24 protein-coding genes are annotated in these 23,027 nt (G+C 66.3%); 12 read left to right on the top strand and 12 right to left on the bottom strand.

Going from position 1 to position 23,027, the window contains the following annotated elements; all coding sequences use genetic code 11:
* Positions 1 to 104 precede the first annotated feature (104 nt).
* On the bottom strand, positions 105 to 1,409 hold the full coding sequence (locus AC1DJT_RS11610) for an aminotransferase class V-fold PLP-dependent enzyme (protein WP_441493230.1): 1,305 nt from the start codon (positions 1,407 to 1,409) through the stop codon (positions 105 to 107).
* A gap of 407 nt (positions 1,410 to 1,816) precedes the next feature.
* Entirely contained in the window at positions 1,817 to 2,971 is a 1,155-nt protein-coding gene (locus AC1DJT_RS11605; RefSeq protein ID WP_476834097.1) for a trans-sulfuration enzyme family protein, read from the bottom strand.
* 115 nt (positions 2,972 to 3,086) lie between these two features.
* Between AC1DJT_RS11605 and AC1DJT_RS11600 the strand changes: the two genes are divergently transcribed.
* Positions 3,087 to 3,596, top strand: coding sequence for a TspO/MBR family protein (locus tag AC1DJT_RS11600; RefSeq protein ID WP_441492208.1), 510 nt, complete (start codon positions 3,087 to 3,089; stop codon positions 3,594 to 3,596).
* A 13-nt stretch (positions 3,597 to 3,609) separates the two neighbouring features.
* Here the strand turns inward: AC1DJT_RS11600 and AC1DJT_RS11595 are convergent, their stop codons facing one another.
* The 4 genes from AC1DJT_RS11595 to AC1DJT_RS11580 form a co-directional block, all read right to left on the bottom strand.
* Positions 3,610 to 4,977: an Nramp family divalent metal transporter gene (locus tag AC1DJT_RS11595; protein ID WP_476834096.1), complete on the bottom strand. Its 1,368-nt coding sequence runs from the start codon at positions 4,975 to 4,977 to the stop codon at positions 3,610 to 3,612.
* Positions 4,978 to 5,160: 183 nt separating this feature from the next.
* On the bottom strand, positions 5,161 to 5,535 hold the full coding sequence (locus AC1DJT_RS11590; RefSeq protein WP_441505644.1) for a response regulator: 375 nt from the start codon (positions 5,533 to 5,535) through the stop codon (positions 5,161 to 5,163).
* A 3-nt stretch (positions 5,536 to 5,538) separates the two neighbouring features.
* Positions 5,539 to 6,099 (bottom strand): hypoxanthine phosphoribosyltransferase, encoded by a 561-nt coding sequence (hpt, locus tag AC1DJT_RS11585; protein ID WP_476834095.1) that lies wholly within the window; start codon positions 6,097 to 6,099, stop codon positions 5,539 to 5,541.
* Positions 6,100 to 6,252: 153 nt separating this feature from the next.
* Positions 6,253 to 7,050, bottom strand: a complete 798-nt coding sequence (locus AC1DJT_RS11580; protein WP_441492205.1) for a zinc-ribbon domain-containing protein — start codon at positions 7,048 to 7,050, stop codon at positions 6,253 to 6,255.
* A gap of 279 nt (positions 7,051 to 7,329) precedes the next feature.
* Here AC1DJT_RS11580 and ftsE point away from each other — a divergent pair, with 279 nt between their 5' ends.
* From ftsE to AC1DJT_RS11555, 5 genes are all read left to right on the top strand, one after another.
* Positions 7,330 to 7,989 carry a cell division ATP-binding protein FtsE gene (ftsE, locus tag AC1DJT_RS11575; RefSeq protein WP_274533614.1) on the top strand — a complete coding sequence of 220 codons (660 nt, stop codon included), beginning with the start codon at positions 7,330 to 7,332 and terminating at the stop codon, positions 7,987 to 7,989.
* Entirely contained in the window at positions 7,976 to 8,935 is a 960-nt protein-coding gene (locus AC1DJT_RS11570; RefSeq protein ID WP_441492204.1) for a cell division protein FtsX, read from the top strand. The genes ftsE and AC1DJT_RS11570 overlap by 14 nt, the downstream gene beginning before the upstream one ends.
* 135 nt (positions 8,936 to 9,070) lie before the next feature.
* On the top strand, positions 9,071 to 9,817 hold the full coding sequence (locus AC1DJT_RS11565; RefSeq protein WP_476834094.1) for a YdcF family protein: 747 nt from the start codon (positions 9,071 to 9,073) through the stop codon (positions 9,815 to 9,817).
* 31 nt (positions 9,818 to 9,848) lie between these two features.
* Positions 9,849 to 10,604 (top strand): lysophospholipid acyltransferase family protein, encoded by a 756-nt coding sequence (locus AC1DJT_RS11560; protein ID WP_476834102.1) that lies wholly within the window; start codon positions 9,849 to 9,851, stop codon positions 10,602 to 10,604.
* Between the two features lie 94 nt (positions 10,605 to 10,698).
* Positions 10,699 to 11,085: a hypothetical protein gene (locus tag AC1DJT_RS11555; protein WP_441492202.1), complete on the top strand. Its 387-nt coding sequence runs from the start codon at positions 10,699 to 10,701 to the stop codon at positions 11,083 to 11,085.
* 3 nt (positions 11,086 to 11,088) lie between these two features.
* On the opposite strand, the gene AC1DJT_RS11550 is transcribed toward AC1DJT_RS11555, so the two are convergent.
* Entirely contained in the window at positions 11,089 to 11,652 is a 564-nt protein-coding gene (locus AC1DJT_RS11550; protein ID WP_441505643.1) for a gamma-glutamylcyclotransferase, read from the bottom strand.
* Positions 11,653 to 11,789: 137 nt separating this feature from the next.
* Between AC1DJT_RS11550 and AC1DJT_RS11545 the strand changes: the two genes are divergently transcribed.
* Positions 11,790 to 12,830, top strand: a complete 1,041-nt coding sequence (locus AC1DJT_RS11545; protein WP_476834093.1) for a DUF2125 domain-containing protein — start codon at positions 11,790 to 11,792, stop codon at positions 12,828 to 12,830.
* A 58-nt stretch (positions 12,831 to 12,888) separates the two neighbouring features.
* On the opposite strand, the gene rpoH is transcribed toward AC1DJT_RS11545, so the two are convergent.
* The 5 genes from rpoH to hemC all read right to left on the bottom strand — a co-directional run bounded on the left by rpoH (position 12,889) and on the right by hemC (position 19,797).
* Positions 12,889 to 13,785: an RNA polymerase sigma factor RpoH gene (gene rpoH / locus AC1DJT_RS11540; protein WP_043233872.1), complete on the bottom strand. Its 897-nt coding sequence runs from the start codon at positions 13,783 to 13,785 to the stop codon at positions 12,889 to 12,891.
* Positions 13,786 to 13,999: 214 nt separating this feature from the next.
* Positions 14,000 to 15,052, bottom strand: a complete 1,053-nt coding sequence (locus tag AC1DJT_RS11535; RefSeq protein ID WP_476768843.1) for an RluA family pseudouridine synthase — start codon at positions 15,050 to 15,052, stop codon at positions 14,000 to 14,002.
* 96 nt (positions 15,053 to 15,148) lie between these two features.
* On the bottom strand, positions 15,149 to 16,834 hold the full coding sequence (locus AC1DJT_RS11530; RefSeq protein WP_476834092.1) for a heme biosynthesis HemY N-terminal domain-containing protein: 1,686 nt from the start codon (positions 16,832 to 16,834) through the stop codon (positions 15,149 to 15,151).
* Between the two features lie 16 nt (positions 16,835 to 16,850).
* Entirely contained in the window at positions 16,851 to 18,803 is a 1,953-nt protein-coding gene (locus tag AC1DJT_RS11525) for a uroporphyrinogen-III synthase (protein WP_441505639.1), read from the bottom strand.
* A gap of 43 nt (positions 18,804 to 18,846) precedes the next feature.
* Positions 18,847 to 19,797, bottom strand: a complete 951-nt coding sequence (hemC, locus tag AC1DJT_RS11520; protein WP_476768845.1) for a hydroxymethylbilane synthase — start codon at positions 19,795 to 19,797, stop codon at positions 18,847 to 18,849.
* Positions 19,798 to 19,971: 174 nt separating this feature from the next.
* On the opposite strand from hemC, the gene tsaD reads away from it, so the two are divergent.
* The 5 genes from tsaD to AC1DJT_RS11495 form a co-directional block, all read left to right on the top strand.
* Positions 19,972 to 21,015, top strand: coding sequence for a tRNA (adenosine(37)-N6)-threonylcarbamoyltransferase complex transferase subunit TsaD (gene tsaD / locus AC1DJT_RS11515; protein ID WP_441505637.1), 1,044 nt, complete (start codon positions 19,972 to 19,974; stop codon positions 21,013 to 21,015).
* A 26-nt stretch (positions 21,016 to 21,041) separates the two neighbouring features.
* Positions 21,042 to 22,034, top strand: a complete 993-nt coding sequence (locus AC1DJT_RS11510) for an NAD(P)H-dependent glycerol-3-phosphate dehydrogenase (protein ID WP_441492195.1) — start codon at positions 21,042 to 21,044, stop codon at positions 22,032 to 22,034.
* 1 nt (position 22,035) lies between these two features.
* Positions 22,036 to 22,578, top strand: coding sequence for a L,D-transpeptidase family protein (locus AC1DJT_RS11505; protein WP_476768846.1), 543 nt, complete (start codon positions 22,036 to 22,038; stop codon positions 22,576 to 22,578).
* Between the two features lie 24 nt (positions 22,579 to 22,602).
* Positions 22,603 to 22,932: a hypothetical protein gene (locus AC1DJT_RS11500; protein ID WP_069878906.1), complete on the top strand. Its 330-nt coding sequence runs from the start codon at positions 22,603 to 22,605 to the stop codon at positions 22,930 to 22,932.
* Positions 22,932 to 23,027, top strand: a 96-nt coding sequence (locus AC1DJT_RS11495; RefSeq protein ID WP_476834101.1) for an EVE domain-containing protein, incomplete at its 3' end; no start/stop codon positions are given. The genes AC1DJT_RS11500 and AC1DJT_RS11495, both read left to right, overlap by 1 nt.

The following is a 23,027-nucleotide window of genomic DNA, read 5'->3' as shown; positions in this document are numbered from 1 at the left end:
GGGAGAAGACAGGACGGGGATCGGCGACGCGCCTCATCCCCGTTGTTGCCTCTTGAGGATGTGGCGCGGCCGAGCTCTGCGCTCGCGCGGGCCGACGAGCTGGCTTATCCCGCGCGATTGCCGGAGACGATCGCCAGGGCCTCGACGAAGCGATCGAGATCCGCCTCCATGATGTAGGGGGCCGGCGAGATCCGGATCGTGTTGCCCTTGGCGACGCCGCCGCGGCGAACGGTCATCACCTTGTGCTTGTCGCGCAGCTCCGCAACGATCGCATTGGTCTCCGCAGGGCTGCGCTTGCCGGCCAGGGCGAACGAGGTGATGCCGGCCACCATGCCGGGATCRTCCGGGGTCTGGATCTCGACGCCCTTGAGTTCGCGTGCCTTGGCGACCCAGTGATTGCGCAGGTGGCGGTAGCGCGCCTCCTTGGCCTCCGGGCCGATCTCCTGATGCAGGGCGAGTGCGGCAGGGACCGCGAGCTGCGCTGCGAAGTTCGGCGTGCCGGTATGGATCCGCGAGCGGACATCGTCGGCCTTGAAATCCTCGTCGGCCATATAGGGGTCGATATCGCCGAGCCGGTCCTTAGCAATGTAGAGCAGGCCGACACCGAGCGGCGCGCCGATCCATTTGTGCAGGTTGAAGCCGATGAAATCGACGCCGAGATCCCGGGCCTGAAAGGCAACCTGGCCCCAGCTATGGGCCGCGTCGAGGATGACATCGGCACCGCGCGCCTTGGCCATCGCGGCCAGTTCCTTGACCGGCATCATCAGCCCGGTGCGATGGCTGATATGGGTCAGCAGGAGAAGCTTCGTCCTGGGATTGGCCTTGAGCGCTGCGTCATAGGCGTCGAGCACGGCCTGGCGCGTGGCGGGCTCCGGGATGTCGAACCTGACGACATCGACACCGCGCCGAGCCTTCAGCCAGTTCATCGCATACTGCATCGAATCGTAGTCGAGATCGGCATAGAGCACGGTGTCGCCGGGCTTGAGCTTGTTGTAGCCGGAGATCAGCGCCTGCAGCGCCTCGGTTGCGCCCCGCGTCAGCGCGATCTCCTCGCGCGCAACGCCGAGGAATGCGGCGAGTGGGGTGCGGACATTGTCGAGATCGGCGCCGATCCTGCTGCGGGCATAGACCGTGTTCTCGAAGTTCACGAAGTCGGTCAGGCGCTTGTACTCGGCCTTCACCGGCTCGGCCATGATGCCCCAATAGCCGTTCTCGAGATTCACCATGTCGGGCGTGACGCTGTAGAGGCCGCGCACGATGTTCCAGTAGCTCGTGTCCGTTCCGGGATTGACGGTCGGAAATGCCGGCAGGCTGCGCGCGGCGGCAGGCATCGGCTGCGGTATCAGCGCTGCGGCGCCAAGGCCGAGCAGAAGCGTGCGGCGATTCGTTTCGAAGGCTTGGCCGGTCATGAGCGTCATCTCCTCGCTGATGCCGCGCAGAGCTAACGATGGTCTGTTGCAGACCTGTGACGATCCACCGGATTGATCGTGGGCCTTGTCCCCCAGCGGGCTCGGAAGCACCGGGTCGGGCTACCAGCGCGCTCAGGTTTCGCGGCCGCACCCGAACACGGCCCAGAGATTGGCTCCCATGGCTTCAGGACGCCCGAGGAAGAGGCGGGCCATGCCCTTCGTGCGCTGCAAGCGCGCGCAGCCACGACACCATTCAGGGCGACGGCATGCGTTCCCACGGCTGCGGCCTGTTCCAGCCCTGAAGCTGCTGGAACGACCGGCAATTCGGGACCCTTTCCGCTGCCGGTCAAAGGCGGTGGAAAAGGGGGGCACGTGCGCCTGCTGGCTATGGCACGGGCGACCCTGCGCTAGGCGTGCCCGGCCTTCAGCGCCTGGTCGAGGTCGTTGTAGAGGTCCTCGACATCTTCGATGCCGGTCGAGAGGCGCAGTAGATCGACCGGGCAGGGCGAGCCTGCGCCCTCGATCGAGGCGCGATGCTCGATCAGGCTCTCGACGCCGCCCAGCGAGGTGGCGCGCTTGTAGAGCTCGACATGCGCCGCCGCCTTGATCGCCGCCCTCTCGCCGCCGGTGACCTGGATCGACAGCATATAGCCGAAGCCGTTCTGCATCTGGCGCGCCGCGATGTCATGGCCCGGATGCTGTGGCAGGCCGGGATAGAGCACGCGGGCCACCAGCGGGTGGGCGGAGAGCTTCTGGGCGAGCGTCATGGCGGAGGCCGTCTGGCGTTCCTGGCGGACGTGAAGGGTGCGCATGCCGCGCATCAGCAGATAGGCCTCGAAGGGGCCGAGAACGCCGCCCTGMATCTTGCGGACTGTTTTCACGCGGTTCCAGAAGGCGTCATCCTCGCGGGCGCAGAGGGCGCCGGCGACGACGTCGGAATGGCCGTTCAGCACCTTGGTGGCAGCGTGCATGACGATGTCGGCACCGAGCGTAAGCGGCCGGGTATGGACCGGGGACGCGCAGGTCGAATCGACCGCAAGCTTCGCACCGGCCGCATGGGCGATCTCGGCGGCGCCGGCGATGTCGGTGATGGTCCAGAGCGGGTTCGAGGGCGTCTCGGCCCAGACCAGCTTGGTGACGCCTGGCTTTACGGCGGCCTTCAGCGCGTTGAGATCATCTGTCTCGACGAATTCGATCTTCAGGCCCCAGCGCGTGGCCTCGGTCAGCAGCCAGGAGCGAAGCGCCCAGTACATCACCTTCGAGGCGACGACATGATCCCCCGGCGAGAGCGCCTGGAAGACAGCCGTGGCGGCCGCCATGCCCGAGCTGAAGAGCAATGCCCCCGCCTTCGCCTCTTCCAGCATCGCGAGCACGGTTTCCGCCTCGCGCACCGTCTCGTTGTCCGGGCGTCCATAGACGAAGCCGGAGGAGTAGCCGTTGTCCTCGTCGCGGATATAGGTCGTGGCGATATGGATCGGCGTCACGACGCCCTTGGTGAGCTGATCGATCTTGCCCATGGCCTGGGCGGCCAGCGAACGGGGATGAAGCGGGCGCTTGGTCATGGAGCRATTCCGGAAAGGTTCCATGAGGAACGGGAATGTCCATCTGGCGCAGGCATGGGGGTTGGCGCAAGGGTCTCGGCTTGCCGATGCCGCAGACGCACCCCATGCTGGGGGCATGAGCACTTTGTCGAGCAAGGCCGGATCTTCGCCGAGGCCGATCTGGGTCGATCTGCTGATTGCGATCGTCCCGGTGGTCGCCGCCTCGCTGCTGGGCAGCGCGGCCACCGTTCCGCAAATCCCAGGCTGGTATGCGACGCTTGCCAAGCCGCCATTCAACCCGCCGAACTGGCTGTTCGCGCCGGTCTGGACGGCGCTGTTTGCGATCATGGCGTTGAGCGTCTACCGCATCCTCCGACTGCCGGCAGAGACGCCCGGCAAGTCCGGGGCGCTGATCGCCTATCATGTCCAGCTTCTGCTGAACGTGCTGTGGTCATTCGGATTCTTCGGAATGCAGAGTCCGCTCGCCGGGATCCTGGTGATCCTGCCGCTGCTGGCGATGATCCTGATCACGATCAAGCGCTTCGCTCCGCTCGATCGTCTCGCGGCGAACCTGTTCTGGCCCTATGCCGCCTGGGTGTCCTTCGCGACCGTGCTGACAATCTCGATCTGGTGGCTGAACCGGTAGATGTCCGCTCGGTTCAGCCGAAGGCGACGTCGAAGATCAGCTTGACGTTCAGGGCGATGATGATCGCTGCGATGACGAAGGCGCTCGCCGTCAGCCAGCGCGGCGAGACCAGTTCGCCCATCTTCTTGCGCGACGCCGTGAACATGACGAGCGGCACGATGGCGAAGGGCAGCTGGAAGCTCAGGATCACCTGCGAGAGGATGAGCAGCTTGCCGGTCTGCGCTTCGCCATAGACGATCGTCACGACGATGGCAGGGATGATGGCGACCAGGCGCGTGACCAGGCGGCGCAKCCATGCCGGCAGCTTGATGTCGATGAAGCCTTCCATGACGATCTGTCCCGCCATGGTCGCGGTCACCGTCGAGTTCAGGCCGCAGCAGAGCAGCGCGATGGCGAAAAGCGATGGCGCGATCGAGGCGCCGAGCAGCGGGGCGAGCAGTTCATGCGCGCGCCCGAGTTCGGAGACGGTGTTCTGACCGGTCTTGTAGAAGGTCGCGGCGGCGAGGATCAGGATCGCTGCGTTGATAGTCAGTGCGAACATCAAGGCGACGGTCGAATCCAGTGTCGCGTATTTCAGCGCCTCGCGCTTCTCCGGCAGGCTGCCGCCATAGGCGCGGGTCTGCACGATGCCGGAATGCAGATAGAGGTTATGCGGCATCACCGTCGCGCCAATGATGCCGAGCGCGAGGTAGAGCATGTTGGGATTGGTGACGATGTCGGTCGTCGGGGCAAAGCCGCGAATGACCTGGCCCCAGTCCGGATCGGCGAGTGCGATCTGGACGGCGAAACAGACGGCGATGACGCCCAGCAGCGTGATGATGAAGGCTTCGATCCAGCGAAAACCCTTGGTCTGCAGCCAGAGGATGACGAAGACATCGAGCGCGGTGATCAATACGCCGATTTCGAGCGGAATTCCGAAGAGCAGATTGAGGCCGATTGCCGTGCCGATGACCTCGGCGAGGTCGGTCGCGCAGATCGCCAGTTCCRCAAAGATCCAGAGCGGCCACGAAACCCAGCGCGGATAGGCATCACGGCAGGCCTGCGCAAGGTCCCTGCCTGTCGCGACCGCCAGCCGCGCGCAAAGCGACTGCAGGATGATCGCCATGATATTGGAGACGAGTGCGACGACCAGCAGCGCGTAGCCGAACTGCGCGCCGCCCGCGAGCGAGGTCGCCCAGTTGCCAGGGTCCATGTAGCCGACGGCCACCAGATAGCCCGGCCCGAGAAATGTGAGGAACTTGCGCCAGGGAGTGGCCTTGGCCGAAACCGGGATCGATCGAAAGACGTCCAGCAGCGACGGATCACCCCGCGGCCGTTGCCACCCGGCGGGGTGTGCCGCGTCCGCGACATCCTTCGACGTGCTCACGACATCGATCGTCATGCTCGACCCCGACCTGCAATTCATTTGCAAGAGCAGGATGACAGGTCGAGCAAAACCCGTCAATGCAGCTGCAACTCGGTTGCAATAAATGCCGCGACGAAAGTCTGCGGCTGTCGCCAAAGGTCGGCATTCTCCGGCCCGATGAATCGCCTGGAGCGCGTGATACCGGTATAAGCGCGATGTTCAGCCGATCGAGCGTTCGATCACGCGCATGACCGTGGTGCGCAATTCGGCGATGGTGAAGGGCTTCGTCATCACTTCCGAGACGATTGCCTCCAGGCTCTTGGCGCGCTCACGCTGCTCGGCATAGCCCGTCATCAGCATGATGGGCAGGTCCGGAAACTCCTGTTTGGCGGCGAGCGCGAGCGCGATCCCGTCCATCAGCGGCATGCGGATATCGGTGAGCAGGAGGTCGAAACGCCCCTTCTCGGCCATGAGAATCTCCAGCGCTTCGGCGCCGTCGCCCGCCATCATGCAGACATGTCCGTCAAGCGTGAGACCGCGCGCCACCAGGGCGCGCAGGCTTTCCTCATCGTCGACGACCAGAATACGTGACATCGTTCAGATACCTGGAAGGCCGGCCTGATCGGCAGTCTCGATGACGCCGACATAGGGCAGCTGTCGATAGGAATGTGCGACATCCATGCCGTAGCCGACAACGAAGTAATCKGGACAGTCGAAGCCGACATAATCGGCCTGGATGTTGACGGCGCGCTTGGCCGGCTTTTCCAGGAGCACCGCTGTGGAAACGCGCGATGCGCCACGGGCGGCCAGCAGGTCCTTGGCGAAGGCGAGGGTTCGGCCGGATTCGAGGATGTCGTCGACCAGCAGCACCTGACGGCCACGAACGTCGCTCTGCACGTCGCGCAGGATTTCGACCTGCCCGGAGGAAATGGTCGCAGCGCGATAGCTCGAGAGATGGACGAATTCGACMTGCGGCGTCATGCCGGCGCGATGCATGGCCCGGATGAGGTCGGCGACGAACATGAAACTGCCTTTGAGCACTGCGACGACCAGCAGGTCGGGCGGGTAGGCGGCAGCGATCTCGCGTGCCATTTCCTCGTTMCGCTTGGCGATCGCGGCCTCTTCGTAGAGCACCMGGATGCGTAGGGGCTGAGTCATCGTCGTCAGTGTCCTTTCGGGTCTCGCCGGATGCCGGCCGCCCGTTTGGCGCAGCACGCTGCGCAGTCTGGTTCCAATCGCAGGTTTATACGATCGCTTGCAGCGGGATAGTGCGGCGAGGTGAAGGCGCGGGCAACCTCKACCGTTGTCTGATCAGCGTGCGCTGGCGATCCCGGCCGACTTGGCGGCGGTAAAGCGCACCAGCACGGATTGCCCGGCCTCCGGCGGGGCCGCGAGCCGGGCTCGGAAACGGATGAGCTCGGAGGGTTCCAGGGTCGGGCGCGGCGGCTCCGTTGCCCAGGTATAGAGGGTCTGGCCAGCCGAATCGCGCACGGCGACCTCGATTTGCGGCACTTTGGCGACGGTCTTGGTGATGTTGGTGACATCGCCCTCGACCACCAGGAAGCGGCCTTGCGCGTCCTGCACGACCCCGCTCTCGATGCCCGTCAGGCTGAGGCCGCGCACGTTCACCGGCAGGCCGATCTTCTCGAAGACRACAGCGAGCTGGGGAGCGCCACGGACCGCCACGTCCCGTTTCCAGACAAGCAGCCCGAGCACGGCGAGACCGCCGATCGCGAGCGCCGGCGCAGCCATGGCTCGCATCCGGGTGCCCAGCGGCACGGGGGCGGCCTTTCGACCTGTGCGCGCAGAACGGCGACCGCGCGGCCTGGCTCCAGGGCGGCTTGGTTCATCGCCTTCGGCCAGGGCCGCGCGCTCGGCTGTGAGTGCGGACACCTGTTCCTCGATCTCGGCAGCGCGGCGCAGCTCTTCGTCGAGCAGCGCGGTCGTTTCCTCGCTGCTCGGCGCATCGGGAAATGTGACCGGCTGGGGCTCCGCCTCGACATGCCAGCGCGTCTCGCATTTGGCGCAACGCACCTTGCGCCCGGACGGGCCAAGTTTGGCCGCATCGAGTTCATATTGGCTGGAGCAGGACGGGCAGACGATCAGCATGGTTTGGCGAATGACTCTTTCGCAATGGCACCGGTACGCGCGGCTCAGGTGCCGCTGCAGATTTCTTCCCTGGCGCAGCGCGATTCAAGCTCTCGCGTGCGGCTCGTGGAGGTCTCGACCCATTGGAGGGATTTATGGTTAACGCCCCGTGAAGAACCTGTACTGCATGGTTTGAAGATCGGCCGGCTTTCCGCCGGCACCGGCTTGCGGTGTAGGATCGCGGTCGAGATTCGCAAGGGATGCCCGCGACTGCCGGGCTTGCTCCGAAGGGACGAGGGCTTGGTTCGGTTCGAGAATGTCGGTCTGCGTTACGGCATGGGCCCCGAGGTGCTGAAGGACATCAACTTCAGCATCGCGCCGCGCTCGTTCCAGTATCTGACCGGCCCGTCCGGCGCCGGCAAGACGACCCTGATCCGGCTCGTGCTAATGGCTCTGAAGCCGACGCGCGGGCTGGTGAACCTGTTCGGCCAGGATGTGTCGCGGCTGGATGCGACGACGCTCACGGCCTTCCGTCGCCGCATGGGGGTGGTGTTCCAGGATTTTCGCCTGCTCGATCACCTCACGGTCTACGAGAATGTCGCGTTGCCGCTGCGCGTGCTCGGCAAGGAAGAGACGAGCTACCGCGCGGAGGTCGTCGAACTGCTGCGCTGGGTCGGTCTCGGCGAGCGCATGCATGCCGTACCGACCATTCTCTCGGGCGGCGAGAAGCAGCGCGCCGCGATCGCGCGCGCCTTGATCGGGCGGCCGGAGTTGTTGCTGGCGGACGAGCCCACCGGGAATGTCGACCCGGCGCTCGGCCGGCGATTGCTGCGCCTGTTCATGGAATTGCAGTCGCTCGGGACCGCCGTCGTGATCGCAACCCACGATCTCGCGCTGATGGAGCTCTATGATGCTCCGCGCCTTGTCATTGCCGACGGCCATCTTCATGTCGACAGCTGACTTCGAGCAGGATGGGGAACCGCGTGAACGCGCGCTCCCACTCAATCTCCGACGGGACCAGCCGCTGGTTCCGGTCGATTCGGCTGCCGGCCGGGCGCTGGTCGCGGTGATCGCGATCCTGACCTTTCTCGCGGCCCTCAGTGCCGGCGCGGCGCTGCTCGCCGCACACGCCTCCGAGCAGTGGCGCGGTGCCGTCGCCAATGAGATGACGATCCAGATTCGGCCGGACACACGCCGCAATATCGAGAGCGACGTTGCGCGCGCGGTCGAGATGGCACGTGCCGTTGCCGGCGTCGACGAGGTGCGCGCCGTACCGAAGGCGGAGTCGGACAAGCTGCTCGAGCCCTGGCTGGGCGCGGGGCTCGATCTCGTCGAACTGCCCGTGCCGCGGCTGATCGTGTTGAAGCTGCGCAGCGGCAATTCGGCGGAAATCGCGGCTTTCAAGGAAACGCTGCGGCGCGACGTCCCGACCGCGAGCCTGGACGATCACCGCCTCTGGCTGCGCCGCCTCTCGACCATGGCCAACACCATCATCCTTGCCGGTGTCGTCGTCGTTCTGCTGGTCCTGACCGCCGCGGCGCTGGCCGTGGCCTTTGCGACGCGCGGAGCAATGGCCGGCAGCCGCGACAGCGTCGAGGTCTTGCATCTTGTCGGAGCTGATGATGACTTCATCGCGCGGGAATTCCAGGCGCGGTTCGTCAGGCTCGGGCTCAAGGGGGGCGCGGCTGGAGGGCTTGCTGCAATCGTGGCCATCGCCATTCTGGGCTGGCTCGCTTCCAGCTGGAGTTCGTCGCCGGGGTCAGAGCAGATTCAGGCCATGTTTGGTGCTTTCGAGATCGGCTGGTCGGGTTATGCCGCTGTGCTTCTGGTGGCGATGGTGGTGGCGGCGATATCCGGTCTCGTTTCGCGGTTTACCGTGCGCCATTATTTGCGGGTGCTGGGGTAGTGAAGTCTTAATCTCTGGGGCGGAGGACGACTTTTCACGTCGCCCTTATGCCCGATTGCCGGTTTAGCCTGGCAAGACATGGTGATGATGGGAATCAGACACGGACAGCTGCCGGTGAGGGGGGGGGACAACGCGATGTCGCCGACCGCGACGAGCAGGAGGAGCTCTGCAGGAGTCTGGGCATGGCGCCTGACCCTTGCCGTTGCTGCCCTGCTCGCGCTCGCGCTCGCCGGTGGTTATGCCGGTTTCATTGCCAGGATCGAACAGCGCGAGCCGACGGTCGCGCCGCGTACGGATGCGATCGTCGTCGTGACCGGCGGGGCCCAGCGCGTCGGCGATGCCATCGGCCTGCTCGGGGCCGAACGTGGGTCGCGCTTGCTGATCAGCGGTGTCAACGAGCGCACCGGCCGTGAGGAGCTTGCAAAGCTCAATCCCTCCGCGCGCGAGCTGCTCGGCTGTTGCGTCGATCTCGACTATCGCGCCCGCAACACCATCGGCAATGCCATCGAGGCACGCCGCTGGGTCCGCAGGCACGACTTCAAGTCACTGCTGCTGGTGACCTCCAATTATCATATGCCGCGGGCGCTGGCCGAGTTCAGCCACGCCATGCCAGGCGTTCGCGTCGTGCCGCACCCGGTGGTGACCGAGCATATCGATGCATCGAGCTGGTGGAACGAATGGCGCGTCGCCAGGGTGCTCGTCCCGGAATATGTGAAATACTTGGTGGCGCGGCTACGCAGCATGCTGGAGGACGATCYGGAAACATCGCGCCTGTCGGTGATCATCGGCGGGCGAAAGCCGGTCTCCTCCAAGCCTGCCAGCGTGCTCGGCCCCGAGAACGAAAAGCGCACGCGCCTGGGGGCGGAGGAGCGCGGCGCTTGACGTCGGCGAGCCGGCGCGCTCTTTGCGCGCCATGCTCGTGCTGCGCTCGCTCCTTTTCAACGTCCTGTTCTATCTGAACCTGATCCTGTGGCTGATTTTCGCGGCGTTGCCCGCGCTTGTCCTGCCGCGGCGCTATATGCTGTGGGTCGCCCTGACCTGGGCGCGCAGTGCGTTGTGGCTCATGCGGGTGACGGCTGGAACCCGCTATGAGATTAGCGGTCTCGAGAATATTCCGCAGGGCGGCATGATGGTGGCCGCGAAACACCAGTCGTTCTGGGAGACCTTTGCGCTCGTCACTATCTTCCAGGACCCGGTCTTCATCCTGAAGCGTGAACTGACCTGGATCCCGTTCTTCGGCTGGTGCCTGTGGAAGATGCGCATGATTCCGGTCAATCGTGGCGCGCGGGCACGGGCTCTCTCGCATGTGACCCGCCGCGCCAAGGTCGAGCTTGGCCAGAACGGCCGCCAGCTCCTGATCTTCCCGGAAGGAACGCGCCGTCMGGCCGGGGCGCCGCCGGCCTACAAGTTCGGCGTCGCACATCTCTATGCCGAGCTCGGCGTGCCCTGCGTGCCGGTCGCGCTCAACTCGGGGCTCTACTGGCCGCGCCGCAAATTCCTGCGCCGCCCTGGAACGATTCGCGTCGAGATCCTGCCGCCGATCCTGCCCGGCATGTCGAAGGAAGCTTTCCAGGCGCAGTTGCAGGATCGCATCGAGACTGCCAGCGACAAGCTGCTCGCCACGGGGCGCGGCGAACTCGCCAGGATCGGGCAGGACCCCCTCGCTTAGACGAGCCCCGGTGGCGCATTCCGCCCGCAAGGCGGGCCATGCTTGACAGGCGTTCAAATTTGTTCTCTTTTTGTTCGGAACAAAGGAGGAACAAATGCCTGTTCTCGCCCTTAAGCTAGACGAATGGAGCATCGAACCCGGTGCGGATGCGCGCGAAATGCCGCTGCGCAGCACCGCAGGGTTGGGCGAGCGTCGCTTCACCGCCTGGCGTGGTCGATCAGGGCGCCGCTATGTCGCCTCGGTCTTTTCGGTCACGGACGATCATGCTCTCGGCTTCAGCGATGCCGTGCTGCTCGCGGTATCCGAGGACCGGCAGATTATCGCGGCGCGCGAGAGCGGTCCCTTCGGGATTGAAGCTGCGCTGACGCGCTGGCGCCGSTCCGTCGTGCTTGCCGGGGCGAGCGAGATCCATATCCATCTGCTCGCCGAGGACGGCTTGAGTCGCCGGGCTGCATTGCTCGACCTGATGCCGCAGGTGTGAGGCTTAGAGCGGCGGGCGTGGCTCGGGCAGACCGGGTGCCAGCACATGAGCCAGATGGCTCAGGACCGGGTCGAAGATGCCCATCTTGCGCAGGTGATCATGCGTGCGCAGGACATAGTCGGGGTTCTCTCCGGAGCTTCCGCGGCCCTGGCGCACCAGTTTGAGTAATTCCTCGGCCGGCAGGCGGCCAGCATATTGCAGGTGTTTGCGGTCGGCCACATAGACCAGCGCCCGGATACGGCGGCCGTCCTCGAGCCTGACGGGCAGTTGGCGTTCGAGATAGACGGAGGTCGCCTGCTCGCGCTCGCGCAGATACGCGATGGTCCCGGCGGCATGGGGGGGCGCCACCCTGAAGGCGAGCCCTCGGCAAATGCCGCCACGATCGAGCCCAAGCACGAGGCCCGGCCGTTCCGGGGTGCCGCGATGGACATGCGAGAAGACGCAGAGCGAGCGATGATAGCCGTTGAGTCGGGCCGCCACGCTTTCCTCGAAGGCGAAGCCGGGGCGCCAGATCAACGAACCGTAGCCGAAGACCCACAGATCGTCAGAAGCTGCATTCGCTGTCATCGTTATCCCACAGTTTCGCCGTCAGAAGCTGCTTGACGAAGGAAGCGTTCGAATCGGCCGAGAGAATGGCGGGTCTGGCGCTTCCTGCGACCGGGAGCTAACAATCCGGCCGCTTTCGCGCAATGGATCGCTGCTGCATGACCGACCTCCCTTCCGAGCGCCGCCGAGGCCGCTTCTGGCTTTATGCGCCCTTCGCTCTGCTCGTGCTGCTGGCCTTGGCCTGGTCCGGCTTCTGGTTCGTCGTCAAAGGGCGGGTGGTCGAGGGGCTTGACCGCGTTGTTGCCCGCGAGGCGCAGATGGGCCGAACGTGGACATGCAGCGATCGCTCCGTCGCAGGCTTTCCCTTTCGGATCGAGGTCCGCTGCGCGGGGTTGACGCTGACCTCGTCGCGCTGGGGCGATACGGTCAAGGTCGAGACTKGCCCGAGTGTGGCGGTCGGACAGATCTATACGCCCGGCCTCGTCATCCTGGAGGTGAAGGGGCCGCTGCAGGCTGCCCTGCCTGAAGGCCGCAAACTTGATCTCGGCTGGAGTCAGCTCGAGGCCAGCCTGGCGTTGAAAGAGCGCGAGCCCGAGCGTTTCTCCATGGTGCTGGTCGAGCCGAATGCGACATTGACCGCGCCCGGCGCGAGCGACGAAACCTGGCGCGCCAATCAGCTGGACGTGCATCTGCGCCGAAACCCGGCGCGTTTTGCGACCGAGCAGGTGGCGGATCTTGCGCTGACAGCGAAAGGCTCGGTGCTGCCCGCGCTCGATGCGCTGCTCGGAACCACTGAACCTGGTGATGTCGAGATGCAGGCGAGTCTGACGCAATCGCTGGCGTTCAAGGCCGGGTTCAATCCCGATGCGCTCGAAGCCTGGCGTACCACCGGCGGGCAGATCGAACTGATGCGACTGCTGATGACAAAGGGGGCTGCCCGGCTCGAGGCGAGCGGGCGTCTGCTGCTCGACCAGACGCATCGCCTGTCCGGTCAGATCGATGCCGGTGTCGCCGGCATCGACCGGATTGGCGGCATAAAGCTCGGTGGTCTTGCCGCTGGTCTTGGCGGACTGCTTGGTGGCAAGCCGAGCGGCGGCACACCTGGGCTTACGCCTCTGCCGCCGGTCGTCCTGCGCGAGGGTCGGGTCTATCTCGGGCCGTTCCGGCTGCCCCTGCAGCCCCTGGCGCCGCTCTACTGAACAGAAAAGGGGGCGTCACCGCCCCCTTTTCGTATCGTGCTGCCGATGAATTCAGGTCTCAGTTCGCGGGCAGGGCGGCGCGCGGTGCTTCGATCCTGGTCAAGGCCTTCTTGACCGCTTCCTGCACCTTCTCAAACGCGCGAACCTCGATCTGCCGGACGCGTTCGCGCGAGACCCCGAATTCCTCGGAGAGTTGCTCTAGCGTGATCGGGTCATCGGCCAGGCGCCGAGCCTCGAAGATCCGGCGTTCGCGCGGATTGAGCACCGTCAGTGCTTCGCGCAGCGCCTGGTGGCGGTTGTCGCTTTCCTCGGAGTCGGCCAGGCGACGTTCCTGGCTTTCGCTGTCGTCGACGAGCCAGTCCTGCCATTCGCCCTCGCCATCCTCGCGCAACGGCGTGTTCAGCGACGCATCGCCGCCGAGGCGGCGGTTCATGTCGATGACGTCCTGCTCGTTGACGCCGAGCTTGGTCGCGATCGTCTTGACCTGATCCGGCTTGAGATCGCCCTCGCCAAGTGCCGAAATCTTGCTCTTCGCCTTGCGCAGGTTGAAGAACAGCTTCTTCTGGTTGGCGGTGGTGCCCATCTTCACCAGCGACCAGGAGCGCAGGATATATTCCTGGATCGAGGCCTTGATCCACCACATCGCATAGGTTGCAAGACGGAAGCCCTTGTCGGGCTCGAAGCGCTTGACCGCCTGCATCAGGCCGACATTGCCTTCGGACACGACTTCGCCGATTGGCAGGCCGTAGCCGCGATAGCCCATGGCGATCTTGGCCACCAGCCGCAGATGCGAGGTGACGAGCTTATGCGCCGCATCGCGGTCGCCATGCTCGCGCCAGCTCTTGGCGAGCATGTATTCCTCGCTCGGCTCCAGCATCGGGAACTTGCGAATTTCTTCGAGATAACGTGAAAGTCCGCCCTCCGCGGACATGACGGGCAGCGATGCAATCGCCATGCTCGTTTCTCCTTTCCTGGCTCCCGCTTCGCGGCAAGCCAACCGCGCGAACGACCCTCGCGCAGGTTTTGGATGATGTGCCTGAACCAACGCGCGAACCCTGTGAGGGTTCGTCGAGCCCGGCCCCATGCGGCGCCCCTTAAGCCATCCGCATCCAAGCCTCATTATATGCCAATGGAGCTTGGCGGAAAGTGGGCGAAGTGGCCAGATTAGCTCACAGGGCCGCGAGTTCCGCTTGCAGATTTGCAAAATCGGCAGGCGGAGGCGCTTCGAAATACATTTCCGCCTCCGTCACCGGATGGGCAAAGCCGAGTACCGTTGCATGCAGTGCCTGCCGGCCGAGGGCGGCCAGTGCATCGCGTGCGCCGTCAGGAAGGCGGCTTGCCTTGGTCATGTAGCCGGAGCCATAGAGCTGGTCGCCCAGCAAGGGATGACCGAGATGGCTCATATGGACGCGGATCTGATGCGTGCGACCAGTTTCCAGCCTGCACTCGATCAGGCTGGCCAGGGCTTCGGTTTCCTCCTGCCCGCGAAGCAGCGGCGGATAGCGCTCCAGAACGGTGAAGTGGGTGATTGCCTCGCGGCCGCGGCCTTCGGCAACGACCGCCATCTTCTCGCGATTGCGGTGTGAACGCTCGAGGGCGGCCTCGATCGTGCCATGCGGCCGGCGCGGCGTACCCCAGACCAGCGCGAGATAGGCGCGCTCCAGCGGCCCGGTGCGGCCATGGTCGGCAAACTGCTTGGCAAGCCCCTGATGGGCCTTGTCGGTCTTGGCCACGACGAGAAGCCCGCTGGTATCCTTGTCGAGCCGATGCACGATGCCGGGTCGCCTGACGCCACCAATGCCGGAGAGGCTGTCTCCGCAATGAGCGATCAGCGCATTGACCAAAGTACCGTCCTCATGTCCCCCCGCGGGATGAACGACGAGGCCGGCCGGCTTGTTGATCACGATCAGAGCATCGTCCTCATAGACGACCTCGAGCGGGATCGATTGGCCCAGGGGCGCGGGCGGCCTGGCCGCAGGCATGACCAGGGTCAGGACGTCGCCGGCGGCGACCTTCCGGCTCGGATCGCCTGCGATCGCGCCGTTGAGGCTCACACCACCCTCCCGGATGACCTGCTGCAGGCGGGCGCGTGAGATTTCGCCGGCAAGCATGGCGAGCGCCTTGTCGAGGCGCATTCCTGCCTGCTCCGGAGCGACATGCAGGCTGACGCCCTCTGCGTTGTCCGGGGAGGTCGATAGTGGGGCAGTAGGTTCGGTGTTCATGCAGACCGCTATAAGGGGCGGGAGGGAGACCCGCACCCCTTTTCGCGCGATCGCCCGTGCAGACGAGGCGAGCGCGCTGGCCGGCGCGCTCGCCGGTCAGCCGAAGAGGCGGAACTTTGCCTTGGCGGCCGTGGCCGGTTGAACGTCTTCGGGGCCCGGGTCGTCCGGTGCGTGCGATACCGGGAAGATCACCGGGGAGGGGCGATGATCGCGGACCGAGGCTGAGGTCGCAGGAGCCACTGTCGCCTCGGCGACCGGAGTTGGGAGCTTGGCCGCGACGGCCGGTTCACCCTTGGCGACAGGCTCGGTCGCAGGCTTCTCGTCCCCTGCAGGCTTCGCGGGCTCGATTTTCGCCGGCTCGGGTGCGACGAGCGTTGCCTGCTCGATCACCGGTTTGGCGGTCTCGACGGGTGCCATCGTCTCGGCACGCCCTTCCAGCAGCGGTGCGGAATCGTCGAGATCGGCCAGCACATCGTCGATCGCCGGCGCCTGGCTGACGAGTGTCGCCGGAGGAACCGTCCAGACGAAGGCATCGAGGCGCCCGGAAATCGGCGAGACGGGCAGCCAATGGTCAGAGACCAGCCCGTCCGCGACCCAGGCTGCGTCACGCGGCGCGCGCGTGGCGCKCGAGAGCCATTCGCGAACCCGGCCGGCCGAACCATGTTCGGCCTCTTCGAGTTCGGCCATGAGCAGGCAGACGCGGACGGACGCACCGCCGGCCAGCAGCGGCTTCAGCGCCTGGCGGGCCTTGGCGAAATCACGGGCATGGATCGCCGCGCCGGCCAGAGCCAGCACGCCTTCCGGATCGGCCGGACGCAGCCTTACGAGCGTTTCGGCCCGTGCGAGCCGGTCCTGCGCGCTGTCACCGGGGCGCACATCGAGATAAGCGGCGGCGATGTCGGGATGCGGGACCTCGCGCCAGGCGGCTTCGAGCAGCTTGGCGGCCTTTCGGATATCGCCGCGCTCGGCGAGCATGCGCCCTGCAAGGGCAGCTGCCGGCGTGAGGCCTGGGGCGAGTTTTGTCGCTTCCAGGGCGGCGGCCAAGGCCTTCTCCGGTTCGCTGCCCTTCGCGTCGAGGGCTTCCGCCGCCAGCAGCACAGCGCGCTGGCGCTTGGCATCCGCCTTTTCGGCGAGACGCAGGGCGGCGCGGCGTTCGACGGCTGTGCGCGCTGCTTGCCAGTCTCCGGCGCTGGTGTGGAAATCGAGCAGGGCGTCATTGGCCCAGGCAAGCGAGGGGGAGCGCCGCACGGCGTCGTCCGCGAAGGCGCGCGCAGCCGTCATGTCGCCACGGCGACGGGCCTCGACGAAGAGACCGCGCAGGCCGAGCACGCGAGTTTCCGGCTTGTCGAGCATGGCCTTGAAGGCGGCTTCCGCCCGGCCCCTGTCACCCGAGAGCTGGGCCGTCTGTGCTTCGAGCAGCAGGGTCAGCGGCTCGTTGCCGGAAAACTTGCGGGMGTCGACGGCGTAGCGGCCGGCAGCCACTGGATCACCCGCACCGATTGCGACCATGCCACGGGAGACGGCCTCGAAGCCGCGGGCCCGACGTCGCGCTCGCGAGGCGAAGCTGAAGGCCGAGGGCAGGCCCAGAACGAAGCGCACCGCGGCCCATCCGAGCATGGCGAGGAAGGCCAGGATGATGACGCCGATTGCCGCGATCGCGACGCTCGTCTCGATGCGGTAGCCCTGCCAGAGGACCGAGACCTCGCCGGGGCGGTCGGCCAGCCAGACGGCACCAGCCGCGAGGCAGGCAATGACAAAGAGATAGAGCAGCACGCGAACCATTGAACGCTATCCTCCGTCAGCCACCCGCGCCGAGCGCGGCAACCGCATCCTGTGCAATCCTGCCGATCGCGGCGTCAGCGGCAGCGCGCCTCTGCAAACTGGTGCCGAACTCGGCACTGTCCCGCCGCGCCGGCTCGGGCAATTGAGCCCAGAGGCCGGCGGCCTTGCCGAATTCGTTATGCGCAAGCGCATTCTCCAGGCGGATCACCAGCGTTGCAGGGTCGTTTGCGCCGGTATCTCCGACCGGGCGAATGGTGACGACCTTGCTGGCGAGCCCAAGCAGGCGATCCTGCCAATCCTTGGCGGCCGGCGTCATTTCGCGATCGAACATGGCGCGATGAACCCGGAATTGCGCCAGCAGCGCATCCTGCGTCGGTGCGCCGGTTGTGGCGACGGCGGAGAGCGCGGCCAGTTGTTCGGCMGAGCCGCCGCCCTTGCCGAGAGCCGCGATATCGGCCGCGAAGGGCCTGCCGGCAGAAAGCGCGCCCTGGATGCGTTCGGCGAGCACGATGCGCGCGGCGGCAAATGCCTGCGGGCTCGGCGAGGCCGCGGACTTGGCCAGCGTCTCGACGGTGCCGAGGCGTTGCGTCAGCCCGGCGATGGCGGAGCTGTTCTCGGCCGTGGCCGGGGCGGGAGCGTTTGCGAGTTCCGCCAGCCGTGCTGCGGCGGTCTTTGCTTCCGCGGCGGCAGTGGCGGCAGCTTCCGATGTCGCGCTGACCCGGCGATCGAGCGCCTCCAGCGCTGCGCGCTGGGGCAGGCTTGTGACAGCACTTTGCAGATTGGTCGTCGTGCGCTGCAGGGTCTCTATGCGCCCCTTCAGTTCGGCGATCTGCTGTTCGCTGGTATCGGGCGTCGAGCGGGAACCGACCAGTGTCATGAGACCCGCCCCAAGGATGCCGCCGATCAGGCCGGTGGCGGCCAGAGCAGCCCATGGCAGCCGCGGAGGGGGAGACGGCTCGCCTGAAACGGGCGGCGCAGGCTCAGATGGAGCCAAGCCAACGGGCTCAGGCGCCGGAGATGTGATTCCGGGTGTGAATTCACTGGGTTGCGTGGCTGCGGGGGGAGGCTGGTCCGTCTCTGCCGAAGCAGCTTCTGGTGTCGTGGTCACTGCCGCCTCTACCCTACCGTCGATGGTCGGGGGAGTTCGCCGCTGGCGTCCGCGCGGCGTGGCTGTCTGCGGCTCGCTCATCGCATCCTTGTCCGTCTCGACGCCGGCCGGCGCGGCCACGGCCTGTCTAACATCCCCTGCGCGACGATTGCGAGCGGTCACTTGATCCAGCGCGGCCAGCAGGGCCGCCTCTTCGGGGTATTCCGCAACCAGAACCGTGCTGGCGCCTGCTGCGATCAAGGGGGCCGCAACCTCCGCCGAAAGCGTGACATGCGTCAGTTCCAGCGCCTGTTCACTGAGAGCGGAGGCGCGTGTCAGGGCGAGGAAGGTCTGGGCGCCTCGTGGTGAATAGTGAAGTGCGGCTTCGGCGCGCCCATCCCGCAGGCTGGCGGCCGCCACTTCGGGCAGGCTGGGCTTGGCCTCGGCCGCATAGGCCGTCCAGTTCGCGATCTCGTAGCCAGCCTTGCCCAGGCGCTCCGCGATATCGTCATGGCGGTCCCGGCCAGCGACCAGAAGCAGGCGTGCCGGCGTGGGGATGTTGCGCTGGACCAGAGCGATCAGGTCGTTGCGGTCGCCATCGGCACTGCGGGCATCCTCGAAACCGGCGTCGCGCATCTTCGCGGCCGTCCGCGCCCCGACGGTGAAGACCGGCAGGTCCCGCCAGGCGGATGGGGCATCGGCGAGGGCCGTCACAGCATTGCCGCTGGTCAGGATCAACGCCGCGAATGTGCCCTTGGGTACCGGTTCGGCGAGGCGGACCACATCGAAAAGCGGCGCCACGATCGGCTCATGTCCATGGGCGGCGAGCGCGCGAGCGCTGCGTTCGGCATCCGCCTGCGGTCTGAACACGAATACGCGCATGCGCCCTCCTGTCGCGTCGTTGGCGTTCATGGAACACCCGGCCTCATGAGTAGATCCCCGCCGGAGCCCTGGCGCGCAAGGCGCGTCCGAGTTCGGCGCCACGTTCCGCGGCCTCGCTGACGGGACCGCTGCAGCTATCTTCGGCCATCGCCCTGCCGTCGGGCGAGAGCAGCAGCCCGCGCAAATGGAAGCGGTCGCCCTCGACGGTGGCATGACCGGCGATCGGTGTCCGGCAGGAACCGTCGAGCTCGGTCAGGAAGGCACGTTCGGCGGCGAGTGCGATGCCGGTGTCACGGCAAAGGATCGGCTGGACAGCTTCCGTGCTTGCGGTGTCACCGATGCGAACCGCAACAGCGATCGCACCCTGGCCGACGGCCGGAAGCGATTCCTCGATGGAAAGGATGCCGCTTGCCTTGTCGGCGAGCCCGAGCCGCTTCAGCCCGGCGATGGCGAGCAGGGTCGCGTCGATCTCTCCACTCGCCACCTTCTCCAGCCGCCTTGCGACATTGCCGCGCAGCAGGACGATCTCGAGATCGGGCCGGGCGCGCCTCAGCATGGCCTGGCGGCGCAGCGAGGCCGAACCAACGACCGCGCCCTGCGGCAGGTCCGCAACGCGGGAAATGCCGCGTGCGATCAACGCGTCGCGCACATCCTCGCGGGGGAGATAGCCAGCGATGGTGAGGCCGTCGGGCAATTTGGTGGGAAGATCCTTGGCGGAGTGGACAGCGTAGTCGATCCGGCCCTCGATCTGAGCCTGGTCGATCTCCTTGGTGAACAGACCCTTTCCGCCGGCCTCCGAGAGGGGGCGATCGCGAATGGAGTCACCCGTCGTGACGATGATTTCGAGCGGCAGCTCGTCCTTTGCCCAGCCATGAGCCTCGGCGAGGCGGCGCGCGAACTCATTGGCCTGCGCCAACGCCAGGGGGCTGCCGCGCGTGCCGATGACAAAGCGGCCGACCTGGCGTCCGCGAACCGAAGCTGCGATCTCATTCATTCTCTTTGCGTCTTCCTGATGCCGGCCGCTGGCCGGCGAACTCCACGGCCTCTTGGCCTTATGCTCCGTGGCGCACTATACGAGGGAATCCCCGGCGCGAAACCGTCGGAGCTCCGCCCGCCTCTCCTTGTGGCCTGTTCCGGCCGAAACCTGTCCGAGATTTGTCGATCGATCATGCGCGTTCTGGGGATAGAGACGACTTGTGACGAGACCGCGGCTGCAATCGTTGGCGTCGATCGCGCCGGCGAGGCCAAAATCCTGTCCAACGAGATCCTGAGTCAGATCGCCGCACATGCGGCTTATGGTGGCGTGGTGCCGGAGATCGCGGCGCGCGCGCATGTCGAGGCCATCGACCGCATCGTCGCTCGCGCCTTCGCGAATGCCGGACTCAAGCCCTCCGAGATCGACGCGGTCGCTGCTGCTGCCGGGCCGGGTCTGGTTGGCGGCGTCATGGTCGGGCTGACCACGGCGAAGGCGATCGCGCTGGTAACCGGCCGCCCCTTCATTGCGGTGAACCATCTCGAAGCGCATGCGCTGACGGCGCGGCTGACCGACGACGTTGCCTTTCCCTATCTGCTGCTGCTGGTCTCGGGCGGGCATACGCAGCTCCTGGCGGTGCGCGGCGTCGGCGATTATCTGCGCCTGGGCGGAACCATCGACGACGCGGTCGGCGAGGCTTTTGACAAGATCGCAAAGATGCTCGGTCTGGCCTATCCGGGCGGCCCCTCGGTCGAGCGGGAAGCCGAGAAGGGCGATCCCGAACGCTTCGAGTTTCCGCGGCCGATGGCTGGGCGCCCCAATCCCGATTTCTCGCTTTCCGGCCTCAAGACCGCGGTCAGGCTGGTGGCCGAACGCATTGCGCCGCTCTCCGACCGCGACGTCGCCGATCTCTGCGCCTCCTTCCAGGCAGCGGTCGTCGACGTGCTGGTCGACCGCACGCGAGCGGGCCTGCGCGCCTGCCGTGGGGCCGGGATCATGCCCACGGCCTTGGTGGTCGCCGGTGGCGTTGCCGCCAACCAGCCGATCCGGCGCGGACTGACCCGCTTTGCGACCGAGGCCGGCCTGCCGATGGTCGCGCCGCCGGTCGCGCTTTGCGGCGACAATGGCGCGATGATCGCTTGGGCTGGGCTTGAGAGGCTGAGGCTCGGGCTTGTCGACGACATGAGCGCGGTTGCCCGGCCACGCTGGCCGCTGGACGAGTTCAAGGCCAAAGCGTGATCCGTGAGCGACGTGAGCGCGCCGAGATGAGCAAGGCCTTCGAGACAATCGGCGTCGTAGGCGGCGGCTCCTTCGGTGCCGCACTGGCTCTGGCCGCGGCGCGGGCCGGGCGAAACGTGCTGCTCTGGGCCCGTGATCCCGAGGCCATCGCGGCCATGCGGGAGCGTCGAGAGGTGCCGCGCCTGCCCGGCGCGACGTTGCCTGCCGCCGTATCGCCGGTTGCCGAGCTTGCCGCGCTTGCCGATGCACAGGCGCTGATCCTCGCGGTTCCGACCCAGGCGCTGCGACAGGTCTGCACCGCGCTCGCGCAAGCCTTGCCGGATGGCGTGCCGACGATCTCGGCGGCCAAGGGCATCGAGCAGAAGAGCGGCTTGTTCACGACGCAAATCATCGCCGAGCTTTGGCCCGGTGCGGTCCCGGCCATCCTGTCCGGTCCGAGCTTTGCCGCCGATATCGCACGCGGGTTACCGACGGCTCTGACACTGGCAGCGCGCGAGGCGGATCTGGCGCAGGATCTGGCCGAGGCGCTGAGTTCTGCCTCCTTTCGCATCTATCACGGCGTCGACATCCGTGGCGTCGAGATCGGCGGAGCCGCGAAGAACGTGCTGGCGATCGCAGCGGGGATCGCGATCGGGCTCGGCTATGGCGAGAGCGCCCGTGCCGCGCTGGTGGCGCGTGGCTTTGCCGAACTCAGGCGCTTCGGCGAGGCTTTTGGTGCGCAGCCGGAAACGTTGATGGGGCTTTCGGGGTTGGGCGATGTCGTGCTCTCCTGCGCGTCCGCACAGTCACGCAATTTCGCCTATGGGTTGGCGCTCGGCCAGGGCAAGACACCGGCCGAGGCCGCTGGAGGCAAACTGGCCGAGGGCGCCTTCACGACGTCGGTCCTGGCAGAGATGGCGCAGGCACGCGGCATCGAGACGCCCATCGCCGAGGCCGTTGCGGCCATTATCGCCGAACGCATCGGCGTTCGCGAAGCGGTCACGGGATTGCTGGCGCGACCGGTCCGGGCGGAGAACTGAGTTGGCGCGAAAGCCTCTGCGACGCGCGGCCATGGCGGTGAGTGCAGGTCTCGTGCTTGCCCTGGGGCTGGAGTTCCTGCAGATCGCCCGAACGGTTCCTGAACTCGCGGCTCCCGACGAACAGGCGACCCGCGTCCTCATCGAGAAGGCCGCACGTCAGCTGACCTTGGAACGGGATGGCCGCGTCCTGGCCCGCTATTCGGTGGCGCTGGGTTCGAGTCCGGTCGGTGATAAGGTGAAGGAGGGCGACGGCCGGACTCCGGAAGGCGTCTACGACATTGATTTCAAGCACCCGCGCAGCCGCTATCACCTCGCGCTTCGCATCTCCTATCCTGATCGCCTGGATCGTGAGGACGCCGAGCGCGCAGGTTTTGCCCCGGGTGGCGACATCATGATCCACGGCATTCGCAACGGGCTTGGCTGGCTGGGCCGGCTGCACCTCAGCCGCGACTGGACGGATGGCTGCATTGCGGTCACCAATGCCGAGATTCGCGGGATCTGGGCTCGCGTTGCGCAAGGGACCCGGGTCGAGATCCGGCCGTAACGCAGTGACGTAGCAGAGGCAGCAATGGCAGGCGACTGGTCGGATCTGAGCAAGCGGGTGGCGCGCGGCGTCGCTGAGGTACGGAAGACCACCGGCTCGGAGCTGGTTGCCGAGAGCATGCCGGTGGCGTTGGCCGGGCGTGTGCCGGCCGGACCGGTGATCCAGCATCGACGGCGGCGCGGCGACGACACCCACCGCTTCGTGCTGATTCTGCCCTTCGGCGAGGGCGAGGTCAGGGTCGAACTCGGCCCGCAGGATTATGCCGCGCTGACACGCGAGATGGTGCGATTCTGGAACGAACAGGGCGAGGCCGCGCTGCGTCCGCCTGCTCCGACGAAAGAGGATGACGTCTGATGGCTCACTGGCTGGTCAAATCCGAACCATCGGTCTGGTCCTGGGATGACCAGGTCAAGGCGGGCGCCAAGGGCACGCATTGGGATGGCGTGAAG

This window comes from Allobosea sp. 05T422_2 (assembly GCF_056396265.1).
The sequence above is the reverse complement of the archived record's forward strand: the minus strand, read 5'-3'. Positions and strand labels throughout refer to the sequence as shown.